The sequence below is a fragment of the Actinomadura opuntiae genome (assembly GCF_030283205.1).
Classification (GTDB): Bacteria; Actinomycetota; Actinomycetes; order Streptosporangiales; family Streptosporangiaceae; genus Spirillospora.
Genome location: NZ_JASNWF010000019.1, coordinates 193644 through 217016, shown reverse-complemented (window position 1 = coordinate 217016; position 23373 = coordinate 193644). Strand labels below are relative to the sequence as shown.

At 73.3% G+C, this 23373-nt stretch carries 21 protein-coding genes; 15 read left to right on the top strand and 6 right to left on the bottom strand.

The annotated features are described in order from the left end of the window. Positions 1-195: 195 nt before the first annotated feature. From QP089_RS35575 to QP089_RS35545, 7 genes are all read left to right on the top strand, one after another. Positions 196-1356, top strand: a complete 1161-nt coding sequence (locus tag QP089_RS35575) for an LCP family protein (RefSeq protein WP_285917828.1) — start codon at positions 196-198, stop codon at positions 1354-1356. A 31-nt stretch (positions 1357-1387) separates the two neighbouring features. Continuing rightward, positions 1388-1684, top strand: coding sequence for a hypothetical protein (locus QP089_RS35570; RefSeq protein WP_285917827.1), 297 nt, complete (start codon positions 1388-1390; stop codon positions 1682-1684). Between the two features lie 174 nt (positions 1685-1858). After that, positions 1859-2017, top strand: coding sequence for a hypothetical protein (locus QP089_RS35565; protein ID WP_285917826.1), 159 nt, complete (start codon positions 1859-1861; stop codon positions 2015-2017). A gap of 171 nt (positions 2018-2188) precedes the next feature. Further along, on the top strand, positions 2189-2350 hold the full coding sequence (locus QP089_RS35560; protein WP_285917825.1) for a hypothetical protein: 162 nt from the start codon (positions 2189-2191) through the stop codon (positions 2348-2350). Positions 2351-2413: 63 nt separating this feature from the next. Beyond that, the gene (locus tag QP089_RS35555; RefSeq protein ID WP_285917823.1) at positions 2414-2902 is read left to right on the top strand and encodes a glutathione peroxidase; all 489 of its coding nucleotides are present in this window, start codon (positions 2414-2416) and stop codon (positions 2900-2902) included. An 86-nt stretch (positions 2903-2988) separates the two neighbouring features. Next, complete coding sequence (locus tag QP089_RS35550; RefSeq protein WP_285917821.1) at positions 2989-3903, top strand: oxidoreductase; 915 nt, start codon at positions 2989-2991, stop codon at positions 3901-3903. 165 nt (positions 3904-4068) lie between these two features. Next, positions 4069-4674 carry a Uma2 family endonuclease gene (locus QP089_RS35545; protein WP_285917819.1) on the top strand — a complete coding sequence of 202 codons (606 nt, stop codon included), beginning with the start codon at positions 4069-4071 and terminating at the stop codon, positions 4672-4674. Here QP089_RS35545 and QP089_RS35540 read toward each other — a convergent pair. The 4 genes from QP089_RS35540 to QP089_RS35525 form a co-directional block, all read right to left on the bottom strand. Beyond that, positions 4658-5200 carry a methylated-DNA--[protein]-cysteine S-methyltransferase gene (locus QP089_RS35540; RefSeq protein WP_285917818.1) on the bottom strand — a complete coding sequence of 181 codons (543 nt, stop codon included), beginning with the start codon at positions 5198-5200 and terminating at the stop codon, positions 4658-4660. The genes QP089_RS35545 and QP089_RS35540 overlap by 17 nt on opposite strands. A 73-nt stretch (positions 5201-5273) precedes the next feature. Further along, entirely contained in the window at positions 5274-7922 is a 2649-nt protein-coding gene (locus QP089_RS35535; protein ID WP_285917817.1) for a DUF6493 family protein, read from the bottom strand. Then, positions 7919-9301 (bottom strand): SWIM zinc finger family protein, encoded by a 1383-nt coding sequence (locus QP089_RS35530; protein WP_285917814.1) that lies wholly within the window; start codon positions 9299-9301, stop codon positions 7919-7921. The genes QP089_RS35535 and QP089_RS35530 overlap by 4 nt, the downstream gene beginning before the upstream one ends. Positions 9302-9502: 201 nt before the next feature. Beyond that, positions 9503-10729, bottom strand: a complete 1227-nt coding sequence (locus tag QP089_RS35525; RefSeq protein WP_285917813.1) for a hydroxymethylglutaryl-CoA lyase-like TIM-barrel protein — start codon at positions 10727-10729, stop codon at positions 9503-9505. 37 nt (positions 10730-10766) lie between these two features. Between QP089_RS35525 and QP089_RS35520 the strand changes: the two genes are divergently transcribed. The 4 genes from QP089_RS35520 (at position 10767) to QP089_RS35505 (ending at position 13992) form a co-directional block, all read left to right on the top strand. After that, a complete protein-coding gene (locus QP089_RS35520) occupies positions 10767-12107 on the top strand; it encodes a citrate/2-methylcitrate synthase (RefSeq protein WP_285917811.1) in 1341 nt (446 codons plus the stop codon). Positions 12108-12177: 70 nt separating this feature from the next. Further along, positions 12178-12534, top strand: a complete 357-nt coding sequence (locus QP089_RS35515) for a hypothetical protein (protein ID WP_285917809.1) — start codon at positions 12178-12180, stop codon at positions 12532-12534. A gap of 92 nt (positions 12535-12626) precedes the next feature. Then, on the top strand, positions 12627-12977 hold the full coding sequence (locus QP089_RS35510; RefSeq protein ID WP_285917808.1) for a DUF3817 domain-containing protein: 351 nt from the start codon (positions 12627-12629) through the stop codon (positions 12975-12977). 91 nt (positions 12978-13068) lie between these two features. Continuing rightward, positions 13069-13992 carry a bifunctional helix-turn-helix transcriptional regulator/GNAT family N-acetyltransferase gene (locus tag QP089_RS35505; RefSeq protein WP_285917806.1) on the top strand — a complete coding sequence of 308 codons (924 nt, stop codon included), beginning with the start codon at positions 13069-13071 and terminating at the stop codon, positions 13990-13992. Positions 13993-14745: 753 nt separating this feature from the next. Here the strand turns inward: QP089_RS35505 and QP089_RS35500 are convergent. Continuing rightward, positions 14746-15939, bottom strand: a complete 1194-nt coding sequence (locus QP089_RS35500) for a PucR family transcriptional regulator (protein WP_285917805.1) — start codon at positions 15937-15939, stop codon at positions 14746-14748. 151 nt (positions 15940-16090) lie between these two features. On the opposite strand from QP089_RS35500, the gene QP089_RS35495 reads away from it, so the two are divergent. The 3 genes from QP089_RS35495 (at position 16091) to QP089_RS35485 (ending at position 20319) form a co-directional block, all read left to right on the top strand. Further along, on the top strand, positions 16091-17374 hold the full coding sequence (locus QP089_RS35495) for an MFS transporter (RefSeq protein WP_285917803.1): 1284 nt from the start codon (positions 16091-16093) through the stop codon (positions 17372-17374). An 11-nt stretch (positions 17375-17385) separates the two neighbouring features. After that, positions 17386-18666 carry an alkyl sulfatase dimerization domain-containing protein gene (locus tag QP089_RS35490; protein WP_285917801.1) on the top strand — a complete coding sequence of 427 codons (1281 nt, stop codon included), beginning with the start codon at positions 17386-17388 and terminating at the stop codon, positions 18664-18666. Between the two features lie 228 nt (positions 18667-18894). Continuing rightward, positions 18895-20319: an amidase gene (locus QP089_RS35485; RefSeq protein ID WP_285917800.1), complete on the top strand. Its 1425-nt coding sequence runs from the start codon at positions 18895-18897 to the stop codon at positions 20317-20319. On the opposite strand, the gene QP089_RS35480 is transcribed toward QP089_RS35485, so the two are convergent. Continuing rightward, the gene (locus tag QP089_RS35480; protein WP_285917799.1) at positions 20316-20783 is read right to left on the bottom strand and encodes an NUDIX hydrolase; all 468 of its coding nucleotides are present in this window, start codon (positions 20781-20783) and stop codon (positions 20316-20318) included. The genes QP089_RS35485 and QP089_RS35480 overlap by 4 nt on opposite strands. 163 nt (positions 20784-20946) lie before the next feature. Between QP089_RS35480 and lon the strand changes: the two genes are divergently transcribed. Then, entirely contained in the window at positions 20947-23343 is a 2397-nt protein-coding gene (lon, locus tag QP089_RS35475; RefSeq protein ID WP_285917798.1) for an endopeptidase La, read from the top strand. Positions 23344-23373: the final 30 nt, after the last annotated feature.

The following is a 23373-nucleotide window of genomic DNA, read 5'->3' as shown; positions in this document are numbered from 1 at the left end:
GGCAGGATCTTTTCGGCGAAACGCCGTACCGCACCCATGCTCCGCCCTCCACGCGTATGTACTACCGAAGGGCAGTGTGCGCCTTTAGGGGGACACTGTCCGCTTCATATGTCACATAGCGTGGTGATTTGGAGCTGTGGACAATCATGCGCCGGATGGACGCGGCAGGCCGTCGCTTTGTCTAAGGTCTACGGCATGACCGACGGCTGGCCCGAGGGCTGGACACGCAGGAAGGACGACGGCGTGGCCCGTGACAGGCAACGCTCCGTACGCGCGGAGCACCCGCACGCCGCCTACGGGCGGGAGGGCTACGGCGACCCGTACGACGATCCGTACGGCGGCGACCAGCTCGCCGGGGGCCGGGTGTACCCGGACGGCCCGGCGGGCGGCCCGCCCGTGCGGCGGCGCCGGCGGCGCCGCTGGCCCCGGATCCTCGGCGTGCTCGCCGTCGTCCTGGTGCTGCTGGTCGTCGGCGGCTACTTCTACCTGGACTCGCGGCTGGAACGGGAGTCGGTCCTGACCGACTACGCGGGACGCGTCGCCGACACGCCCGGCACCAACTGGCTGATCGTCGGCTCCGACAGCCGCAAGGGCCTGGACAAGTCGGCCCAGAAGAAGCTCCACACCGGCTACGCGGCCGGGCGGCGCACCGACTCGATGATGCTGCTGCACTACGGCGCGGGCGGCACGTCCCTCGTCAGCCTGCCCCGCGACTCCTACGTCCCGATCCCCGGGCACGGATCGAACAAGCTGAACGCGGCCTTCGCCTTCGGCGGGCCCAAGCTGCTCGCGCAGACGGTGGAGAAGAGCACCGGCATCCACATCGACCACTACGCCGAGATCGGGTTCAACGGGTTCGTGGGCGTGGTCGACGCCGTCGGCGGAGTGAACATCTGCGTCAAGGAGAACATCAAGGACTCCAAGGCGGGCATCGACCTCAAGGCCGGCTGCCAGAACCTCAAGGGAAGCGACGCGCTCGGCTACGTCCGGACCCGTCACTTCGCCCGCGCCGACCTGGAGCGGGTCGAGCACCAGCGGCAGTTCTTCGGCGCGCTGATGAAGAAGGCGAGCAGCCCCACGACGCTGCTCAACCCGTTCCGCAGCATCCCGCTGGCGCTGCACTCCACCAGTAACTTCCTGGTGGACGACGGCGACCACCTGTACGACCTGATGCGGATGATGTGGGCGATGCGCAGTGTCAGCAAGGGCGGCGTGACGACGACCGTCCCGATCGGCGGCACCGGGTCCTCGCCGGCCGTCGGCTCCTACATCACCTGGGACAGGGCGAAGGCGTCGCAGCTGTTCGGCGCGCTCAAGGAGGGGCAGCCCATCCCGTCCGACCTCGTCCAGAAGTGAGGGCGCGCCCCGGCTTGGCTAGAGTCGGGGCATGGCGGATGTGACCCCCGAGGGCGAAGAAGCGGACGAGCTGTCGAAGCTGTCGTCCAAGGAACTCCACGACCGCGCGATGGACCTGGCCAAGGAACGCCGCGACGTCGGGTTCCTGTGGGATCTGCTGCGCGCCATCCCGGCGGCGGCCGCGGCCACCGGGGATGTCGACCGCGCGGAGTTCGACCTGTTCCACGGGCTGTCGCTGCTGGGCGAGTTCACGCACGCGGGCGAGGGCGAGGTCGCCGACGCCCTCCGGCCCTTCTACATCGAGTACCTCGCCGGCCGCGCCGGCTGAGTCGCGCGTCCACGGCACGCGTCCGCGCCTTTTGCGCGGCACGCGTGCGCGCCACCTGCCCGTTTTCTGCCCGCGCCAAGCGGACATGACCTTGTCTTTACCTTCCCTTGATCTCCGGACGGCCGTCCCTGGGCACTACTCTCCGTAGGCATCTGACCGCAGAGGGTGGTTGAAGTGAACAAGAAACATCTGAAGATTGCCTCGCTCGCTTTTGTGGCGTGGTATGTCATCAGCAAGCCGGAGGGGGCGGCCGGCCTGGTCAACAACGCGCTGAGCGGGCTCGGGAATGCGGCCGTATCGGTCTCGCACTTCATGAACGCCATCTCCACGTAGCGGACGCTGCTCCGGCGCCCCGTGCCCGCGGCGGGTACGGGGCTGCTTCGCGCGCGGTGACCAAGCACTGCCCGTCACGCCACAGTAAAATCCTGCTTTGCTAGAAGACGCGGCCGGGCATCATTGGATCGGGTCAATGTGTCGCTGCGCTACTACAGGGACGGCGTACGGATGAAGAAGAACCTCCGCTATGTGGCCATCGCCTTCGTCATCTTCTACCTGCTGAGCTCACCCCGGGACGCGGCCGGTTTCGTCAACAACGCGTTCACCCAGTTGGGCAGGGCCGGCGACCAGGTCGCCGCGTTCGTGTCCAGCCTGGACCTGTCTCCGTGACCCGGTGCGTCCGGGTGCCGGTGCGGCGGTCCGCGGCGGGGGTGATCGCCTAGTATCGGCCGCATGTCTTTCTTTGACGTGGAGATCCAGGGTCTGCAGGGTGGGTCCGCGGACCTCGGGCAGTACCGGGGCAAGGCCGTGCTCGTCGTCAACGTCGCCTCCAAGTGCGGCCTGACCCCGCAGTACGCCGGCCTGGAGCGGCTGCAGGAGCGGTTCGCCGGGCGCGGCTTCACCGTCCTCGGCGTGCCGTGCAACCAATTCATGGGCCAGGAGCCGGGCGGCTCGGAGGAGATCGCCGAGTTCTGCTCGACGACCTACGGGGTCACCTTCCCGATGACCGAGAAGGTCGAGGTCAACGGGGACGGCCGGCACACGCTGTACGAGGGCCTCGTCGGCGCCCCCGACGCCGAGGGGCACACCGGCGACATCCGGTGGAACTTCGAGAAGTTCCTGATCGCCCCGGACGGCGCGGTCGCGGCCAGGTTCGCCCCGCAGACCGAGCCGGAGTCCGCCGACGTCGTCGCCGCCATCGAGAAGAACCTCCCGGCCTGACCGGTGCTGTGAAACGCGCCACACGGGTTGTCGCTATTGCATGACGCGTCTAACTTGTGAGGTCGCGATATGACGTGGAGGTGCCCATGAGCGGGTGGACGGCGGCCGACATTCCCGATCTGCACGGCAGGCGGGCGATCGTCACCGGGGCCAACAGCGGCATCGGCTACCACACGGCGCTGCAGCTCGCCCGGCACGGCGCGGCCGTCGTGCTGGCCTGCCGCAGCGCCGAACGCGGCCAGGCCGCCTTCGACCGGATCCGGGCCGCCGTGCCCGGCGCCGACCTCGTCCTCGGCGCCCTCGACCTCGCCGACCTGGCGTCGGTGCGCGCGTTCGCGTCCCGGTACGGCGACGCGCCGCTCGACATCCTGGTCAACAACGCGGGCGTCATGGCGCTCCCGCGCCGCACCACCGCCGACGGCTTCGAGATGCAGTTCGGCACCAACCACCTCGGGCACTTCGCCCTCACCGGCCTGCTGCTGCCCGCGCTGCGCGGCGCCGCGTCCGCCCGGGTCGTCACGGTGACGTCCGGGGTGGCCTGGAGCGGCCGGTTCCGCTTCGACGACCTGCAGGGCGAGCGCCGTTACGGCAAGTGGGCGGCCTACGGCCAGGCCAAGCTCGCCAACCTCGTGTTCGCCCGCGAGCTGGACCGCCGCGTCCCCGAGCTCACCAGCGTCGCCGCCCACCCCGGGTTCGCCGCCACCAACCTCCAGGAGGCCGGTCCGAAGATGACCGGCAACACGTTCATGCAGAAGGCCATGGTGCTCACCAACGCCGTGGCCGCCCAGCCGGCCGCCGCCGGGGCCCTGCCGTCCCTGTACGCCGCGACGGCGCCGGACGTCGAGGGCGGCGCCTGCTACGGCCCGCGCCTCCTGCAGTTCCGGGGCAGCCCCGTCAAGGTCATCACACCGCCCCAGGCCGCCAAGCCCGGCCTCGGCGACCGCCTCTGGCAGGTCTCCGAATCCCTCACCGGCGTCACCTACACCCCCACCCCCGCCTAACCCGGCCGGCGCCTTCCCCGCCGCTCGTCCCCACCTTCGTGATTCGTCTGACGCCGGGGCCATGCGTCGCTAACGTTCGACTCCTCGACGTAATCAAGTGAACGCCCAGTGTGAGCGGTCGTCGGAACCCCCCATGACACACTGGGCCTATGGAGGTGATGAGGCATGGCATTCGCACTGCCTGCCGAGCCGATGCCTGATCGTGATGGGTTCACCGTCGAGGACTGGCTGGCGCTGCCGGAGAGCGGGCAGCGCGTCGAACTGATCGACGGGAGTTATGTCGTGAGCCCCCTCGCCGCGACCAACCACCAGATCTGCACCAAGCGGCTTGTCCGGCTACTGGATGATGCCGCGCCGGACGACCTCGAGGTCACCGAGGGGGCCAACGTTCCCTGTGCCGGTGAGGGTGCGATCCCGGACGTCGTGGTCGGCGACGCCGAGACCATGCTCGCCGGCACGGTCGCACTCGACCCCCAGTACATCCACCTCGTCGCCGAGGTCGTCAGCCCGGGACGCAGCAACCGCCGACGGGACTTCACCGACAAGCCGCGGATGTACGCGGCGGCGGGCATCCCGGTGTTCCTGCGCGTCGAGCTGATCGGTGAGGGCGCCCCCTGCGTGGAGGTGCTCGTGCTCAAGGACGGCGAGTACGTCCAAGCCGACCGCGTCTGCGCGGGCCGGACGCTGCGGCTCGCCGAGCCGTTCGAGGTCGCGTTCGACCCCGCCGTGCTCGTCGGGCCGCGGCGGCGGGAGATCACGGGGCGCGGGTGATGTCCCAGTCGAGGGTGGCGGGGATGGAGCCCTCCAGGGTGAGCAGCCAGCGCTTGACCTCGACGCCGGAGCCGCCGCTGTAGCCGCCCAGCCCGTTCGAGGCGACGACGCGGTGGCACGGGACGATCAGCGGGATCGGGTTGCTCCCCATCACCTGGCCGATGACCTGGGCGTGGACGCCGGTCTCGCTGCGGTCGCCGAGCTCGCCGTAGGTGATCGTCCGCCCGTAGGGGACGGTCTCGTACAGCGTGGTCAGCACCTGCCGCTGGACGTCGCCCGTCAGCCGCCAGTCGATCGGCAGCTCGAACGTCTTCAGATCGCCGGCGAAGTAGTCGCGCAGCGCCGCGAGCGCCGGGTCGAGCCGGCCGGGCGCCTCCACGACGGGCAGTCCGGTCTTGCGAGCGGCCCGCTCGCGCGCGGCGGGGGTGTCGCGGAAGTCTAGCGACACGATCCCCGTCTCGGTCTCGCTCACGAGCAGCCGCCCCAGCACGGTGTCGACCGTGCCGAACGCGAGGGTCTCGGTCATCGTCGGGCGCTCCCTTCGGTCCGTCCAGCCTGCCATGCGGGTCCGACATTCACCTGAACACCGGGGCGGTCCGTCAGGTTGCGCCCGTGAGGGTCCGGCGCAGCCGGGCCGCCTCCTTCACGAGCCGGCTGGACCCGCCGCGTCCGGCGACCGCCTCCAGCGCCGGGATCGCGCCGCGCGCACCGACCACCTCGGCCGTGCGGGTGCCGAGGGCGAGCAGGTCGGGCAGGCCGGTCGGGGCGCGCCCGCCCGGCGCGGGCAGCGCCTCGGGGAGCGCGGCGGCGATCACCGCCCACACGTCCGCCTGCGCGCCCGCGTCGGCGGCGGCGCCGAGCGCCTTCACGACCCGGCCGAGCCTGATCCGGCCGAAGGCGGCGAGCCTGCCGGCGGCGACACCGGTCTCGGCGGCGGGCAGGACGCCGCGCGCGCTCAGCGTGAGCAGGGCGTCCACGGCGTCGGCGCGGTGGCGTTCGTGCCGGTTGGCCAGGGTGAGGGCGAGCAGCGTGCCGGTGGCGGCGCCGGCCGGCCCGTCGGCCTCGGCGAGGGCGAGCATCGTCGGGCCCTGTAGCCAGTTCTCGTCGGTCAAGGTCGACTGGTACGGGACGAGATGCGCGGCGGCGATCTCCCGGTGGGACGGTGTGATCCCCGGCCACCGGGCGAAGGACGGGGAGTACTTCGGCCCCCCGAAGTCGCGCCAGCCCTCTTCGGGGAAGGCGCACAGGCGCGCGACGTCGCCGTCACCGGGCATCGCGACGGTGGACAGGACGCGGGACGGGAGGCGGAGCGTGCGGTCGCCGAGGGTCGCGGCCGGCTCCGCGAGGACCTCGCACCGGACGTCCGGGTCGGCCGGCGGGCCCTCGGCGAGCCAAGCGGCCATCGCCTGCCCGGCCTTGGACGTCAGGCCCTTCGCGCGGGAGACGACGTCCGGGTCGATCTCCCGGGGGACGCGGAGCATCGCCTGCGCCAGTTCCGCCCGCCCCGGTTCTGCGCCCGCCGCCTCCAGCCGTTCGAGCCGTCCGACGAGCACGTCCGGGTCGAGGTGACCGGAGGCCGCGGTCGGCGTCGCCAGCAGCACCGGCGCCTTGCCCACGGCGGCGGCGATCTCCCGGCCGCGCAGGGCGAGGAACCGGTCCATCTGCGGGTCGAAGACGGTCTCGCCCTTGCGCGTCCAGCCCTTGACGAACGCGGCGAGCGCGTTGATCAGCCCGCCGGTCGACTTCGGGATGAGGAGGCAGCGGACGGCGAGCAGCGTCCAGTCGTTCTCGTGGTGGTTGCCCATCTTTACGTCCGGATTCGCCAGCCATGGCATCACGCTCACGGCGGGTCGCATGGCGTTCCGGACGGCGTCGATGTCCTCGTAGGCGAACTCCACGAGCGCGGCCAGGAAGCGTTCGACCGCGATCCCGTCCGGGTGCTCGGTGCGCAGCAGGACGTCGAACTCGTCGGCCAGCTCGGACAGGGAGCCGATCGGCGCGGGCATCTCGCGCGGGACGAACGGCGGCGGCCCGAGCACCACCGGGGTGCTGGACTCCACCTCGCCGAACGCGGCGGCGATCGCGGCGCGGGGCGCGTCCGGGAGCCCGGCGGCGGCGTCGCGGATCTGTCCGCCGGTCTCGGCGGACGCCCCGCCCCCATGCTTGACGGCGATCTTGATGGCGCGTTCCCGCAGGTCGAGCACGTCGGAGGTGAAGACGGCGGTGACGGCGCGGAGCGCGGCGTCGACCCGGCCGCGCTTGCGCGCCGTCCGGTCCGCCCAGATCAGGCCGGCCCGGACCAGCTTGTTCTCCGGCCGGAACAGCACCGCGCCGGCGGCCTCCTCGAACAGCGGCTCGTCGACCCGCTCCAGCTCGTCGGCCCTGCGGACGGCCCGTAGCGCCAGGTCCGCGACCGTCGACGGCGCGGACGGCAGCAGCCGGGCGTAGTCGCGCACGCGCGCGGCGACCTCGTCGTCCGTGGGTTCCAGGAGCTCGTGCAACTGCACGAACCAGCGCAGTTCGTGCGGTGTCCCGCCGCGCAGGAAGCGTCGGACGCAGCCGTCGAGCAGCGTGTCGCGGGCGATCCGTCCCGAGGCGGCCAGCTCGGCCAGCGCGCCGGCCCAGGTCCCGCGGTCCCGGGTCCACTGCGCGCTGCTCCGGTCGAACGCGAGCGCCGCGCCGACGCCGTCCGCCTCGAACAGCCGGGGGACGAGCGCGTCCAGGAACGGGTCGTCGGCGAGCGCGCCGATGTCCGCGCCGCCGCTCACCCACATCACCACGAAGGCGTCCGCCGCCGGGGGTTCGGCGCCCGCCGACAGGGTGAGGCCCGCCGCCATGTGCCAGCGCGGCAGCGCCTCCTCCGCGAAGTCGGTCACCCGGATGCGCTCGGCGATGCGGCGGCCGACGTCCGCCCGCCACTCCGCCGGCCGGTGGGCGGTGACCGCGTCCAGGTCCCGGCGCAGCTGAGGGCCCTGGGAGCGCAGCCACCACGAGTCGAACTCGCGGCGGCACAGCCACGCCGCCGCGGCGGCGGCCCCGCTGATCGTGGCCGCGCCCGCCAGCATCAGCGGCTGGTGGTAGCCCCTTTCCAGCTCCCCCCACTGGGCCGCGTCGCGCATCTCCTTGAGCCTGCCGGGGAGCCGGTCGGCGACCTGCTTGCGTCCCGCCGCGTCCAGCTTGGAGACCAGCACCATCACCCGGCCGGCGTCCTTGGCGTCGATCGCGTCGCGGACCTCGTCCCAGCTCATCGCGCGGCCTCCGCGTCCAGCGCGGCGACCGCCTCGCCGTCGCGCCGGACGATCGTCGCCGCGAGGACGTGCTTGCACGGGCCGCGCTCGCCCCGGTGATCGAACCACCACGGGCACGTGCAGGTGACCCGTTCCCCCTCGAACCGGACATGGCGCTCGCCGCCGTCGGTCGTGACGACCGCCGTGCCGTCGCCGGTGAACCGGACGGCGCCGGTCTCGACCAGCGCCCGCGCCGACCGCAGGCGCGGGTTGAGCGCCGCCACGCGCGCCGCGTCGTAGGGCAGCTCGCGGTGGAAGAACGCGGCCTCGGCGGTGTCGAAGCCGACGCGTCCGGACGTGCCGAGCTGCGTCAGCGCCGCCCTCGTCCGTTCCAGGGGCAGGCCGGACCGCTCGGACAGCAGGTCCGGGTCCACGCGCGGCTCGAACGACAGCAGCGCGCCGACCAGGTCGGCGTCTCCGGCGGCCTCGTCGGTCGCCAGGGCGTCGAGGACCGCGCCCTCTCCGGAGAAGCCGCGCGCATGCTCGGGCGACAGCGTCAGGACGTACCGCATCCCGGGCAGCTCCAGCTCCCACACGCTCGCGACCGGCCCGCTCGCCGCGGTGACGGACGGCCCGTACGCGCGCAACGCGCGGGCGAACCGCAGCAGGGGGAGCATGGTCCGCAGCCGGTCCGGCCCCGCCAGGCACACCGCCCCGGGCACGGGCCGCGACGTCATCCGCAGCGTCCGCCCGGCCGGCACCGCCCACAGCGCCCCGCGCTGCCGGCCCGGCAGCGACCGCAGGAACCGCACGGCGTCCGGGCCCTTCAGCTCGGCCCGCGGGTCGAACCCGGCCGTGATGACCTGGACCTCGGCGAACCCGCGCAGCCACCGTTCGGGCAGCGGCACCTTCTTCTCCACCACCGCGCCGTCCAGCGTGGTGACCGCCAGCTCGTCGGCGCCGACCGCCAGGTGCAGCGGGTCCGAGCCGCCGACGCGCGCGAGCGCCTCCCGAAGCGGGCCGTTGACGTCCACGTTGGTGGTGCCGCGCTCGAGCACGTCACCGTCCAGCGCCGGTTCCAGCACGTCGAGGCGCGCGTACACGCCGCCGCACGCCGAGAACGACTCCATCCGCAGCCGGTCGCCGTTGCAGGTGACGACCGGGTCGCGGAATCCCGTGGGACGCGGCTGGAAGTAGCGGGTCCGCGCCACGTCGGCCAGCGCGATCAGCGCCGCCGCGGCCGGCGCCGCCTGGGTGAGCACCCCGCTGAAGAAGTGCGGATGGGCCCGCGGCCCCGTGCTCGTCGTGCCTCCGGACGTCGAGAGCCCGAGAAGCCCGCCGTCCAGCCCGGAGGGACGCGTGTAGGAGTACGCCTGTGTCGCCGCAGCACCGCTCGCCATGCCGCAGAACATAGGGTCCCACGCCGACAATCCGCGCGGGTTCGCACCACAGCCACAGTTCACGGGCAGGCACGCGGAGCGAGCGCAGCGAGCGGAGCGGGCCTGCCCGCCAGTTGACAGGCTGTTTCCCGCGGAGCGCCAGCGGAGCGGGAAACAGCCTGTCAACCGTTGACGGGGGTTCCAGGGGGTCGCCCCCCTGGGTCAAAACAGCAGGGCGAGTTCGCGGGGGTATTGCGCTATCAGGCTGAGTTCGTCGTCGGTGAGGGGGCGGCCCGTCTGGGCGTTGCAGAGCTGGACGAGCTTGAACGACAGCTCCTCGTCGGCGGGCTCGACGCCCAAGCCCTCCATGACGTGCCGGAATCCGGCCTTGCCACCGTACTCGCCGGTCAGGACGACGCGGCCCCGGCGGGCGTGCCAGTCGTCGGGGAACGGGCCGAGGGTCTCCTCGTCGTACAGCTCGTAGTTGCCGTGGTCCTTCAGCGCGCCGTCGGCGTGGATGCCCGATTCGTGGGCGAAGGCGTTCCGTCCGACGCCGACCTGGTTGTAGGGGAGCGGCTGGCCGAAGGCGTAGCTCGCCCATAGTGCGAAGCGGCGCGCCCAGGACAGGTCCAGCGGGTCGCCGATCTCGGAGCCGTGCACCTGCGGGTCGAAGGCGTGCCGGAAGGCGAGGATAGTCGACAGCAGGTCGGCGTTGCCGGAGCGTTCGCCGATGCCGTTGACGCAGGTGTTGATCCAGGCGTCCTGGCCGGCCTGCAGGTCGCCGAGCGCGCCGTGGATGGAGTTGGCGACGGCGAGGCCGAGGTCGTTGTGGCAGTGCGTCTCGACCGGCATGCCGACGGCGGAGGCGAGCTTGGCGAAGCGCTCGCGGATGCGGTCGGGGGTGTCGCCGCCGATGGTGTCGCAGTAGCGGACGCGGTCGGCGCCCGCCTCCTTGGCGGCGAGGGCGAATTCGGTGAGGAAGCCGTCGTCGGTGCGGGAGCCGTCCTCGGCGTTGACGCCGACGGTCTGCGCGCCGCCCGCCTTGGCCGTGCGGACGGCCGCGGTCATCTCGCGGATGACGGCGTCGCGGTCGAGTTTCCCGCGGAACTTGTTAGCGAGCATGTAGTCGGACGTGGAGATGGACAGGTTGTAGTGCGCGAGGCCCTTGCCGCCGGCGCGGACCTCGACGGCCTTCTCCACGTCCTGCGGCACGCCCCGGCACCATCCCGACAGTCGCAGGTCGCCGAACGCGCCCGCCTCCGCCAGCGCGATCTGCGCCCGGACGTAGGGGACCTCGTGGAACAGGAACGGGAAGCCGATCTCGGACTGCGCGACGCCGAGCCGCCCCAGATAGAAGTTCACCATCGTCTTGCCGAACTTCGAGAGCCCGGTCCGGGCCGTCTGCACGCCGTCGCGGTTGGTGACGTCGAGGAAGTGAATCTGTGGCATGCCCTCAGATTGACAGTCGGATCCATATGTATCAATATTGACGAAAATCAATGTCGGCGAGGTGGAGATGGGTGAGAGCGACCAGGTGGCCGGGTGGATCGACGCGGCGGCCGCCGCCGAGCGGCTCGGTGTGAAGCCCGCCACGTTGTACGCCTACGTCAGCCGCGGTGTGCTGCGCCGGCGGCACGCGCCGGACGGCAGGCGCAGCCTTTTCGACGCCGCGCAGGTGGAGGAGCTGGCCCGGCGCGGCAAGCCCCGCCGGGGGCCCGGCCCGGGGGAGCTGGCGATCGAGTCCGCGATCACCGCGCTGGGCGCCGACCGGCCCTACTATCGGGGACGCGACGTCCTCGGCCTGGCCGAGCGCGGCACCTTCGAGGACGTCGCCGGCTGGCTCTGGACGGGTCGCGACGGCGCCGGCGGGGAGCCCTGGCGGGCGCGGGACGAGGGCGTCGCGGCGGCCGTCGCCGCGCAGTCCGGCCTGCCCGAGGAGCTGCTCCCGCTCGACCGCCTCCAGCTGGTCGTCACCGCGCTCGCCGCCGCGGACCCGATCCGCCACCACCTCGACCCGGACGGCGTCGCCGGCACCGCCCGCGCGCTCATCGCCGGGCTCGTCGAGGCCCTCCCGCCCGCGAACGACCGTTCACTTGCGGCGAGTCGTCCTTTGGAGCGCTCCCATAACAACAACTCGCCGCAACTCAACGAGGAGGGGGTGGCCGGGCGGTTGTGGGGGAGGCTGTGCCCGCGTTCGCCCGAGGCGGGGACGCTGCGGGCGCTGGAGGCGGCGCTGATCCTGCTGGCCGACCACGAGCTGGCCGCCTCGACGCTGGCGGCGCGGGTGGCCGCGTCGGTGCGCGCCGACCCGTACGCCGTCGTCGCGTCGGGGCTCGGGGTGCTGAGCGGGCCGCTGCACGGCGGCGCGTCCTACGGCGCGGAGCGCCTGCTCGCCGAGGTCGACGACCCGGCGTCGGCCGCCCAGGTGATCGGCGGACGGCTGCGCGCAGGCGAGCGCATCCCCGGCTTCGGCCACGTGGTCTACAAGTCGGGCGACGGTCGCGCGACGCTGCTGCTCGACCTGGTCCAGGCTGCGGCCCCCGACCACCCCCGGCTCGCCGCCGCCGAGGCCGTCCTGGACGAGACGGCCCGCCGCCGGCTGCCCTCCGCGAACATCGACTTCGCGGTCGCGGTGCTCGGCGCGGTCGCCGGGTTCGTCCCGGGCGCGGGCGAGGCGGTGTTCGCGATCGCGCGCACCGCCGGATGGATCGCGCACGCCCTGGAGGAGTACGGCAACGCGCACCCGCTGCGCCCCCGCGCCGTCTACACCGGGCCGCCGCTCCCGGACGCCGCGTCCGCATCCCGCCGACCTGGGCGGTCGCGGTGACCGCCGCCGCGCCCCCGGCCACCCGGGGGATGTGCGCGGCCCGCGCGGGACCGGGGGTACGCTCGATGACGTGCGACGGTTCCTCACCCCCGGCTGGCTCGGACTGCATGCGATCGCGGTCCTGCTGTGCGGCGCCTTCATCGGCTTCGGCTGGTGGCAGTACGACCGCGCCCAGGCCGGAAACGACCGCAGCTGGGCGTACACCTTCGAATGGCCGATCTTCGCGATCTTCGTGATCGTGATGTGGGTCAAGATGATCCGCGACGAGAAGGCCGGCGTGGCCCCGGCGCCCAAGGTGATCGAGGAGCCGGCCGAGGCCGCGGTCAAGCGCGAGATCATCCGGCAGCAGGAGGAGGAGGACCCCGCGCTCGCGGCCTACAACCGCTACCTCGCGCGGCTCAACTCCCAGACCGACCGGCGCGGCTGACCCCGCGCCGCCCGGCGGGCGCGCCGCGGCCGACGCGGGGCCGTCCGATGTGCGCGGCCGCTCCGAGCGGCCGGCGAGGAAAGGTGTGAACTGTGGAAGGCGCGGTGACCCGGTACCGGATCCTGGCCCTGATCGTCGGCAGCCTGCTGGTGCTGCTGGTGGTCGGCATGATCCTGAAGTACGGTCCGACCGACATGCCCGCGATGGCGGGCATCGTGGCGCCCGTCCACGGACTGGTCTACATGGTCTACCTGGTCGCCGCCTACGACCTGTGGCGGCGGGCGGACTGGCCGCTGAGCAGGATGGTGATCATCGTGCTCGGCGGCGTCGTGCCGCTGATGACGTTCTGGGTCGAGCGCAAGGTCGTGGGCGAGGCCCGCCGGCTGCGGCCCGCCGGGGCGGCGGAGCCCGAGCCGTCCGGCGCCGACTCCACCCGCGCCTGACCCCCTCCCCGCCTCCACGTTTTCGCGAGGACTGGATCATCGGGCCCGCGCGGAGTAACGTTTGACTCAGTCAAACGTGGGAGGTGGCGCGATGGCGGCGTCCGCGGCGGAGGTCGGTACGGTCCGCGGCTTCAACCGGTTCTACACCGGGGTGATCGGGGTGCTCGGCGAGGGGCTGGTGCGCTCGCCCTACTCCCTGACCGAGGCCCGGGTGATCTTCGAGCTGGCGCAGCGCGAGGACACCGAGGTGCTGGCGCTGCGCCGCACCCTCGACCTCGACCCCGGCTACCTCAGCCGGATGCTGACCCGCTTCGAGAACGACGGCCTGGTGGTCCGCGAGCGCGCCCCCGGCGACGCCCGGCGGCAGGTCGTCCGGCTCACCGCGCGGGGCCGCGAGGTGCAGGCGATGCTGGACGAGCGGTCCAGCGCCGAGATCGGCGCGCTGCTCGACGGCCTGTCGGAGGACGAGCGGCGGCGCCTGCTGTCGGCGATGCGCACCGTCCAGGGCATCCTCGGCGACCGCGCCCGCGCGGACGGCGTCGTCCTGCGCCCGCTCGCCCCCGGCGACCTCGGCTGGGTGGTGGAGCGCAACGGCGCCCTCTACGCCGAGGAGTGCGGCTGGGACCGCACCTACGAGGCGCTCGTCGCCCGGGTCGTCGCCGGCTACGTCGAGGACCACGACCCCGAGCGGGAGAGCGCGTGGATCGCCGAAGCAGGGGGCGACCGGGTGGGCGCGGTCTTCTGCGTCCGGCGCGAGGACGACGTCGCCCAGCTGCGCCTGCTGCACGTCGAGCCCGGCACGCGGGGCATGGGCGTCGGCGCGGCGCTGGTCGACGCGTGCGTGCGGTTCGCCACCGAGGTCGGATACCGCGAGATCATGCTGTGGACGACGGCGCTGCAGCGTCCGGCGCACCGCATCTACGAGCGGGCCGGGTTCGTCCTGGAAGAGGAGGAGCCGCCGGTCGCGCGCTTCGGCGACGTGGTGCACGGGCAGGTCTGGCGCAAGAAGCTCTGACCTGCCGGAACGCCCTGGACAGGGGAACGAACCGAGGCCCGTGAAGGCTTCTCCTGCCTTCACGGGCTCGGCTCCGCAGCGATCCCTTACTGCGTGTGGGCGGCCGGGACGGGGGTCGGACGGAGTTCCGGCCGCCTGGTGCGACCGGCGTAGCGCCGGCTCCGATCAGGGCTGATTCCCACCTCCCTTCCAAGCCCGGCCGGACGGGGGCGTGACGGCCCGCCCGGCTTCAGGAGGCGGGCGCCGCGAAGGCGCCCGGACGGGCGGGGGCGTTGGGGCCGGGCCGGCGGCGCAGGTCGGCGGGGCCGCCGGCCCGGCGGTGAGGGGCGCCGGTGCCGCGGGGGCGTACGGCATCGGCGCCCGGTGGTGGTCGCGACGGGAGGCCCGGTCCGGTCCGGTGCGGCCGAGGACCCGAGGTGTGTCGCCGCGGCCGGCCGGCAGGGCGCGCGTCGGGGGACGCCGCGTGCCCTGCCGGCCGGTCACGGGAACGCCCTCGGCCGCCCCGGCCGGGCCGTACGGCGGGCGATGCGCCGAAGGGGTGGGACGCTGCTCACGCTGTGTGCCGGTCATCTCCCACCTCCCCGATTCGACCTGGGACTTTGCCGTCCCGGTAGCCTGCCGTTCACCCTGTGTCACGAACTCGTTGCGGTAAGTACCCGCACGTCATGCGGGCGTAAACCGGGGGTGCGCAAAGAATCATGATCGCCGCGCGGTCTTTGCCGGGGCATTGCCCGCTGACAGGTGGGCGGCCCGCTACGCCCGGCCGCCCCGGCCGCTCTGACCACGGAGCGTGAGCGCGGTGGCGCACAGCAGCATGCCGCGCGTGGTGCGCGGATCGGCGCCGATGAGGCGGGCGACGCGGGCGAGCCGGTTGTCGACGGTGTTGGGGTGCACGGCGAGTGCGGCGGCGGTCCGGCGGCGGTCCATGTCGCCGTCGAGGAACGCGCGGAGCGTGTCCAGCAGTTCGGGATGGGCGTCGAGGGGGTCGAGCGCGGCGGCGACGACACGGCCGCTGTCGCCGGGGCCGGTCAGGTGGTAGTCGAGCAGGACGTCGCCCAGCTCGTACACGCCGGCGGGACGCCCGGTGGCCTGCGCGATGCCGGCGATCCGGGCGGCCTGGCGGGACGCGTCCGGGACGTCCGCCGTGCCCCGCGAGCGGGCCGCGCCGGCGATCACCGGCTGAGCCGGAGTGCCCGCGCCGACGAGGAGCCGCTCCAGGTCGGGCAGCCGCTCGGCCGCGTGCGAGGGCAGCAGGACGCGCGCGCCGCGCTCGTCCAGCAGCATCAACGGCGTGCCCTCGCCGAACCCCTCCAGGCCCGCGCGGATCCGCCGCAGGACGCGGCGCTCGGCGACGCCGGTGTTCGGCGGCCCCTCCTTGAGGCGCAGGTCGAGCACGAGATAGGCGTCCGCGAGGGGGATCCCGTACCGGGCCGCGGTCGCGTCCGCCGCCTCCCCGGCCAGCAGGGCCCGCGCCACTTCGCGGACGGCCTCGCGCCGCTCGTCCAGGAGCGCCGCCCGCTCCGCCTGGTAGGCCTCGGTCACCGCGACGACGACCCGGTTGGTGCCGCGCAACTGGAGGCGCGCCAGCAGCAGGAGCGCGTCCGTCTCGTCCGGACGGGCCTCGGCGACCAGCGCGTCCCAGATGACCTCGGCGCCGATGTGGTACGTGGTCAGCAGCGTCGCGAGGGGGACGCCCTCCTCGGCCCGCTGCGCGGCGCGCTCGCGGAACAGCCGCAGATCGTCGGGGTCGACCGGGGTGCCGGCGGCCATCCGCAGGAACTGCCGGATCGCGTACCGGGCGGTCGCCGCGATCTCCACGTCCCGCATGTCCGCGGGCAGGTCGGCGTAGTCGGGGATCGCGGCGAAGCGCCGCTCCGCCAGCTCCCGCGCGAGCCGGTTGACCTGCCCCTCGCAGCGCGCCGCCAGCTCCGCCGCGGCCCGCCGCACCCGCTCCGTGTCGATGGCGACCTCCCCGCCGCCGATTGTGACATGTCACAGCCGGAACGGACGAACGCGGGAGAACCACCGATTGTCGAGGCGCACCGGCGGACGGAAGGGTGACCCGTACCACCCCCGCCGTCGAATGGAGCCCCGTCGCATGGTGGATCCGCCCACGTCGCCGTCCCGCCGGGCCCGGACGATCCTGGTGCTGCTCGTCCTCTTCATGATGATCAACTTCATGGACAAGACCGTCCTCGGGCTGGCCGGCAAGCACATCCGGGACGACCTCGGGCTGTCCGACACCGAGTTCGGCTCCATCGGCAGCGCCTTCTACCTGCTGTTCAGCGTCTCCGGCATCGTCGTCGGCTTCCTGGCCGACCGGGTGCCCGCGCGCCGGCTGCTGGCCGTCCTCGTCGTGGTGTGGAGCGTCTCCCAGCTGGTCGTCGGGCTGCCCGCGGCCGGCCTCGGCGCCCTGCTGGTCACCCGCGTCACGCTCGGCATGGCCGAGGGGCCCGCGTTCGCGACGGCGAACCACACCGCGTTCGGCTGGTTCCCCGACCGGGAGCGCGCGCTGCCCAGCAGCCTGCTCACCGTCGGCGGCGCCGCCGGCGTCGCGATCGGCGCGCCGCTGCTGGCGGTCGTGGTCACCCGGCTCGGCTGGCGCGCCGCCTTCGCCCTCACCGGCGTCCTCGGCGTGCTGTGGACGCTCGCCTGGCTCGGCCTCGGCGGCGAGGGCCCGTACGCGTCCCGCGCCGAGGCCCGTACCGAGGAGACCCGCGTCCCCTACCGGCGGCTCCTCACCCGCGGCACCGTCCTCGGCGGCCTCGCGGCGGGCTTCGCCGGGTTCTGGACGATGGCCGTCGCCGTCACCTGGCTGCCGCAGTACCTGCAGCGCGTGCACGGCATCGAGCTGGAGAAGGCGAGCCTGATCGCGGCCGGGACGCAGGTCGTCGGCATCGGGTTCATGCTCGCCGTCGGCTACGCCTCCACCCGGATGATGCGCGCCGGCCGGACGAGCCGGGCCGCGCGCGGCGTCCTCGGCGGCGCCGCCGTCGTGACCTCCGGCCTGGCGACGCTGCTGGTCACCCGGGTCGGCGGGGGAGCGGGCCTGATCCTCGTCATGATGATCGCCTTCACGGTCGGGAACGCGTTCTTCGGGCTGATGCAGGCCGCGCTGTCCGAACTCGTCCCGGCCGCCCGGCGCGGCGCGCTGCTCGGCATCGTCACCGCGATCGCTTCCACCGCCGGCGCGTTCGGCCCGCTGCTCACCGGCGCGATCGTGGACGCGGCGGCGACCAAGGCGGCCGGGTTCCAGCACGCCTTCGACCTCGGCGCCGTCCTGATGATCTGCGGCGGGCTGCTGGCCGCCGCGCTGATCCGCCCGGCCCGCGACCGCGCCTCGCTCGACGCGCTCCCGGCGCCCGCCGTGCTCACCCACTGAGAGGAACGACCATGGACATCAAGGACTATGCGGACAAGGTCTGGCGCGGCGCGGCCGACGACAGCATCGTCCACACCGGCATGGGCGGCTCCGGCGTCATCGAGATCGCCGACGGTCTCGGCTGGCAGCCCGGCTTCGGCAACGTCATCGCGTTCCGAAACGCCGGCGAACTGATCCTGTTCGACACCGGCAACCAGCTGACCGCCGCGAAGCTGCACGACCGCATCCGCGCCTGGACGCCGGACCCGCTCACCCTCGCGTTCTACTCGCACGGCCACATCGACCACGTCATGGGCATGGGACCGTTCGACGCCGAGGACGGCCCGCGCCCCCAGGTCGTCGCGCACGAACTCGTCCGCGACCGCTTCGACCGCTACGTCCTCACCGCCGGCTACAACTCGGTGATCAACCAGCGCCAGTTCCAGGCTCCGGACCTGCGCTGGCCCACCGAGTACCGCCACCCCGACGTCACCTACCGCGACGCGCTGACCGTCACCCGCGCGGGCCTCACCTTCGACCTCTTCCACGCCAAGGGCGAGACCGACGACGCCACCGTCGCCTACGTCCCCGAGTACAGACTGCTGCTGCCCGGCGACCTGTTCATCTGGCTCACCCCCAACTGCGGCAACCCGCAGAAGGTGCAGCGCTACCCCCGCGAGTGGGCGCATGCCCTGCGCCGCATGGCCGCCCTCGGCGCCGAGATCATGATGCCGTCGCACGGCGCCCCGATCTTCGGCGCCGACCGGATCTCCCAGGCCCTCACCGAGACCGCCGAGTGGCTGGAGAGCATCATCGACCAGACCCTCGCCATGCTCAACGACGGCCGCCGCCTCGACGCCATCGTGCACGCCGTCGCCCCGCCCGCGCACCTGTCCGACCGCGTCTACCTGCAGGCCAAGTACGACGAGCCCGAGTTCATCGTCCGCAACCTGTGGCGCATGTACGGCGGCTGGTACGACGGCAACCCCGCGCACCTCAAGCCCGCCCGCGACGCCGATGTCGCCCGCGCCGTCGCGTCCCTGGCCGGCGGCGCCGCCAGGATCGCCGACGCGGCCCGCCGCGCCGTCGCCGACGGCGACCTGCGCCTGGCCGCCCACCTCGCCGAGATGGCCGTCCAGGCCGACCCGGACGACGCGTCCCTTCACGAGGCCCGCGCCGAGGTCTACGCCGCCCGCGCCGAGGCGGAGCCGTCCCTGATGGCCACCGGCGTCTTCAAATGGGCCGCCGACGAGTCCCGCCGCGCCACCGGGAAGGGCGAGGCCCCGAGCACCCTCCCCGGCCTCCTCGCCTAGCCCGGCACGCCGCGCGGACGGAAAGCCCCCGGCAGGAAAACCGGTCGAGACCTACCGGTGCCGGTGGCAGGATGGGCCGTGATGAGCCGAGCGTAGAAGCACCTCGATCGCCGAGGGGACGGCCCCCGGGCCGCCGGTCCGATGCCGCGACCGTCCCCCGGTCCGTGTTGTCACGAAGACGATGGTGATCGAGGTACAGGCGTCCAGGACGCCGGACGAGGGCTCTTCATGGAACTTCACGAGTACGCGCGGCTCGACGCCGTCGCGATCAGCGATCTGGTCAGGTCCGGAGAGGTCACCGCCGCCGAGGTCGAGGCCGCGGCAAGGCGGGCGCTGGCCGCGGTGAACGGCACGGTGAACGGGCTGGCGCTGCCCGTCTTCTCTCCCGCGCTCGGCCACGCCGCCGGCGGGCCGCTGGCGGGCGCGCCGTTCCTGATCAAGGACCACGGCCCGGTGGCGGAGGGCGTGCCGTTCTTCCTGGGCAGCCGCGCGCTGCCGGGCGTCGTCCCCGGGCACGACAGCGACCTGATGGCCCGCTTCCGCGCCGCCGGCCTGGTCACCCTGGGGCTCACCACGGTGCCGGAGCTGTGCCTGAGCTTCGCCACCGAATCGGTCAGGTACGGCACGACCCGTAACCCGTGGGACCCGGAGCGGGGCGTCGGCGGGTCGAGCGGCGGCGCCGCCGCGCTGGTCGCCGCCGGGGCGGTGCCCCTCGCCCATGCCGGTGACGGAGCCGGGTCCATCCGGGTCCCGGCGTCCTGCTGCGGCCTGGTCGGGCTCAAGCCGAGCCGGGGACGAGTGCCCTGCGGCCCCGACATGGGCGAGCCGATGCTCGGCATGGCATACGAGTTCGCGCTCACCCGCACCGTCCGCGACGCCGCCCGCCTCCTGGACGCCGTCCAAGGCCCCGGGATCGGCGACAAATACACGGCGCCGCCCCCGCGCCGCCCCTACGCCGACGAGGTCGGGACGCCGCCCGGCCGGCTGCGGGCGGCGGTGCACACCGGGGCCTGGTCGGGCGCGGGGGTCGACGGGCAGGTGGCCGCGGCGGCGGTCCGGGTCGGCCGGGCGCTGGAGCAGGCGGGCCACATCGTCGAGGAGACGGGGCCGGTCGTCGACTGGGACGCCGTCATGCGGGCATGGGTCGCCGGGGGGATCGCAGTCGCCTCCACGCTGCTCCTGGCGCCCCGGCAACCGGACCCGGCCATGCTGGAGGCGGTCTCGCGGCGGTTCCTGGAGGAGGCCAGGGAGTACAGCGCCTTGGACATGCTGGCCGCCTTCGACGCCCAGAACCGGGTGACGCGATCGGTCAGCGCGTTCTTCACCGACCACGACCTGCTCGTCACCCCGACCCTCGGCCGGCTCCCGGCGCCGCACGGCACCCTGCGCTACGACGACCCCGGGCACACCATGACCGGCTGGCTGCGGACGCTGGCGGACTACGGCCCGTTCACCGTCCTGTTCAACATCACCGGCCAGCCCGCGATCAGCCTCCCGCTCGGCACCGGCGAGGACGGCCTGCCGATCGGCGTGCAGATCGTCGCCCCGTACGGCCGCGAGGACCTGCTCTTCCAGGTGGCCGCCCATCTGGAGCAGGCCATGCCATGGAAGGAGCGGTATCCGCCTGTCCACGCCGCGGGTGGGACGGCCTAACCACCGGCGAGGCGGGCGAGGGTGGTGTCCAGGGGTTGGGAGCCGGGAGGTGGTGCGGTGGTGGTGTTCCACCAGTGGATGGCGCTGATCTCGTCGTTGGGGACGAACTGGTGGCGGGTGGTGACGCGGCCGGCGTAGACGGCGGCGTATTCGTCGCGGGGCGGGTCGGCGAGGTGGAAGCGGGCGTGGCCGGCGAGGGCGAGGGCGGCCAGGTGGAGGCCGGTCTCTTCACGGAGCTCCCGGACGGCCGCCTGCAAGGGCGTCTCGCCGGGCTCGATCCGGCCGCCGGGGAGTTCCCATTGGCGGCGGTGGCGGTCGAAGACCAGGAGGACGGAGGTCCCATGGCGGACGGCGACCAGGGCGGCGGGCATCGGAGCGTCGTCGGGGGTGTTGCACGTGGATACGGCAGGCAGGAACGCGGTCAGGGTGTTGCCGTTCGCGTCCGACGCCAAGGCCCGGCCCATGAGGCCCCAGGGTAGGCGGCGGTGATCGCTCAGAGCGAACGTTGCTGAGGAAATTAATTGGTGCTCCGTTTTCTTGAGTGTGTATGACTCAACTTGATGTTGGGTTCCCGGGCGACCGGGACGGTCCCTCCCGGGGGCCGCGACGACGGACTTGGAGCTGAGCATGAGCGAGACCCTGACGCTGCCGGTGCTGCCCCTGGACGACGGGGCCGTTCTGCCGGGCATGGTGGTGCCCCTCGACCTGTCCGAGAGCGGCGAGGTCCGGGCGGCCGTCGAGGCCGCGAAGGCGGTGGCGCAGCCCAAGGGGCCCGGCATCCGGTCGGCGGGCAAGCCGCGGGTGCTGCTGGTGCCGCGGGTGAACGGGCAGTACGCGGGCGTCGGAACCCTCGGCGTCATCGAGCAGGAGGGGCGGCTGCCGGGCGGGGAGCCCGGCGTGGTCGTCCGCGGCGTGCAGCGGGTGCGGATCGGGACCGGGACGACCGGCCCCGGCGCGGCGCTGTGGGTCGAGGGCACCGCGATCGAGACGCCGCCGGCGTCCGGGCGGGCGCAGGAGCTGGCCAAGGAGTACAAGGGCCTGGTCAGCGCGATCCTGCAGAAGCGCGGCGCGTGGCAGGTCGTGGACGTGGTCCAGCAGATCGACGACCCCTCGACGCTGGCGGACAACGCCGGGTACGCGCCGTACCTGACGACCGAGCAGAAGGTCGAGGTGCTGGAGACGGTCGACGTCGTCGAGCGGCTCGAGCTGGTCATCGGCTGGACGCGCGACCACCTCGCCGAGCTGGACGTCGCCGAGACGATCCGCAAGGACGTCCAGGAGGGCATGGAGAAGACGCAGCGGGAGTTCCTGCTGCGGCAGCAGCAGGAGGCCATCCGCAAGGAGCTGGCCGAGCTGAACGGCGACCCCGCCGACGAGGAGGACGACTACCGGGCCCGGATCGAGGCCGCGAACCTGCCGGAGAAGGTCCGCGAGGCGGCGCTGAAGGAGGTCGACAAGCTGGAGCGGTCGTCCGACGCCTCGCCGGAGGGCGGCTGGATCCGCACGTGGCTGGACACCGTCCTCGACATCCCGTGGAACGAGCGGACCGAGGACGCCTACGACATCGCGGGCGCGCGCGAGATCCTGGACGCCGACCACGCCGGCCTCGACGACGTCAAGGAGCGCATCATCGAGTACCTGGCGGTGCGCAAGCGCCGCGAGGAGCGGGGCCTCGGTGTCGTGGGCGGGCGCCGGAGCGGTGCCGTCCTGGCGCTGGCCGGTCCTCCCGGAGTCGGCAAGACCTCGCTGGGCGAGTCGGTCGCGAAGGCCATGGGACGCCAGTTCGTCCGCGTCGCGCTCGGCGGCGTGCGGGACGAGGCGGAGATCCGCGGCCACCGGCGCACCTACGTGGGCGCGCTGCCGGGACGGATCGTCCGGGCGATCCGCGAGGCGGGCTCGATGAACCCGGTCGTGCTGCTGGACGAGGTCGACAAGGTCGGCGCGGACTACCGGGGCGACCCGACCGCGGCGCTGCTGGAGGTCCTCGACCCCGAGCAGAACCACACCTTCCGCGACCACTACCTGGAGGTCGAGCTCGACCTGAGCGACGTGCTGTTCCTGGCGACCGCGAACGTGGTGGAGGCGATCCCCGGGCCGCTGCTCGACCGGATGGAGCTCGTCCAGCTGGACGGCTACACCGAGGACGAGAAGGTCACCATCGCCCGCGACCACCTGCTGCCGAAGCAGCTGGACAAGGCCGGCCTGGAGTCTTCGGAGGTGAGCTTCGGCGACGACGCGCTGCGGATGCTGGCCGCCGAGTACACCCGCGAGGCGGGCGTCCGGTCGCTGGACCGGTCGATCGCGCGGGTGCTGCGGAAGGTCGCCGCGAACGTCGCGCTGGAGAAGGCGACGCTGCCGGTCTCGATCGGCGCGGACGACCTGAAGGACTACCTGGGCCGTCCCCGGTTCACCCCGGAGGTCGAACTCAGCAAGTCGGAGCGGCGGACGGGCGTGCCGGGCGTCGCGACGGGCCTGGCGGTCACCGGCGCGGGCGGCGACGTCCTCTACATCGAGGCGTCGCTGGCCGACAAGGAGACCGGCGACACGGGAGTGACGCTGACCGGGCAGCTCGGCGACGTCATGAAGGAGTCGGCGCGGATCGCCCTCAGCTACCTGCGTTCGCGCGGCGCTGAGCTGGAGCTGCCGGTCGGCGACCTGAAGGACCGCGGCGTGCACGTCCACGTGCCCGCCGGCGCGATCCCGAAGGACGGCCCGAGCGCGGGCATCACGATGACGACCGCGCTGGCGTCGCTGCTGTCGGGGCGGCCGGTCCGGTCGGACGTGGCGATGACCGGCGAGGTGTCGCTGACCGGGCGGGTGCTGCCGATCGGGGGCCTGAAGCAGAAGCTGCTGGCCGCGTCCCGGCTCGGCATCACCACCGCGATCGTGCCGAAGCGCAACGAGCCGGACCTCGAGGACGTCCCGGCCGAGGTGCTGGAGAACATGACCGTCCACGCCGTCAGCGACGTGCGCGAGGTGCTGGAGCTGGCGCTGGAGCCGGCCACCACCCCCGTCGCCGTCTGATCGGGGAAGCGGAACGCCCGCACCGGAACC

Bases quoted from the DNA above. Each gene is read 5' to 3' on its own strand.
- QP089_RS35485 (WP_285917800.1), top strand. From the start codon at position 18,895: ATGGAACTTCACGAGTACGCGCGGCTCGACGCCGTCGCGATCAGCGAT.
- QP089_RS35535 (WP_285917817.1), bottom strand. From the start codon at position 7,922: ATGAGCTGGGACGAGGTCCGCGACGCGATCGACGCCAAGGACGCCGGC.
- QP089_RS35480 (WP_285917799.1), bottom strand. From the start codon at position 20,783: ATGGGCCGGGCCTTGGCGTCGGACGCGAACGGCAACACCCTGACCGCG.
- QP089_RS35495 (WP_285917803.1), top strand. From the start codon at position 16,091: ATGGTGGATCCGCCCACGTCGCCGTCCCGCCGGGCCCGGACGATCCTG.
- QP089_RS35490 (WP_285917801.1), top strand. From the start codon at position 17,386: ATGGACATCAAGGACTATGCGGACAAGGTCTGGCGCGGCGCGGCCGAC.
- QP089_RS35555 (WP_285917823.1), top strand. From the start codon at position 2,414: ATGTCTTTCTTTGACGTGGAGATCCAGGGTCTGCAGGGTGGGTCCGCG.
- QP089_RS35575 (WP_285917828.1), top strand. From the start codon at position 196: ATGACCGACGGCTGGCCCGAGGGCTGGACACGCAGGAAGGACGACGGC.
- QP089_RS35540 (WP_285917818.1), bottom strand. From the start codon at position 5,200: ATGACCGAGACCCTCGCGTTCGGCACGGTCGACACCGTGCTGGGGCGG.
- QP089_RS35505 (WP_285917806.1), top strand. From the start codon at position 13,069: ATGGCGGCGTCCGCGGCGGAGGTCGGTACGGTCCGCGGCTTCAACCGG.
- QP089_RS35525 (WP_285917813.1), bottom strand. From the start codon at position 10,729: ATGCCACAGATTCACTTCCTCGACGTCACCAACCGCGACGGCGTGCAG.
- QP089_RS35530 (WP_285917814.1), bottom strand. From the start codon at position 9,301: ATGGCGAGCGGTGCTGCGGCGACACAGGCGTACTCCTACACGCGTCCC.
- QP089_RS35560 (WP_285917825.1), top strand. From the start codon at position 2,189: ATGAAGAAGAACCTCCGCTATGTGGCCATCGCCTTCGTCATCTTCTAC.
- QP089_RS35550 (WP_285917821.1), top strand. From the start codon at position 2,989: ATGAGCGGGTGGACGGCGGCCGACATTCCCGATCTGCACGGCAGGCGG.
- lon (WP_285917798.1), top strand. From the start codon at position 20,947: ATGAGCGAGACCCTGACGCTGCCGGTGCTGCCCCTGGACGACGGGGCC.
- QP089_RS35570 (WP_285917827.1), top strand. From the start codon at position 1,388: ATGGCGGATGTGACCCCCGAGGGCGAAGAAGCGGACGAGCTGTCGAAG.
- QP089_RS35545 (WP_285917819.1), top strand. From the start codon at position 4,069: ATGGCATTCGCACTGCCTGCCGAGCCGATGCCTGATCGTGATGGGTTC.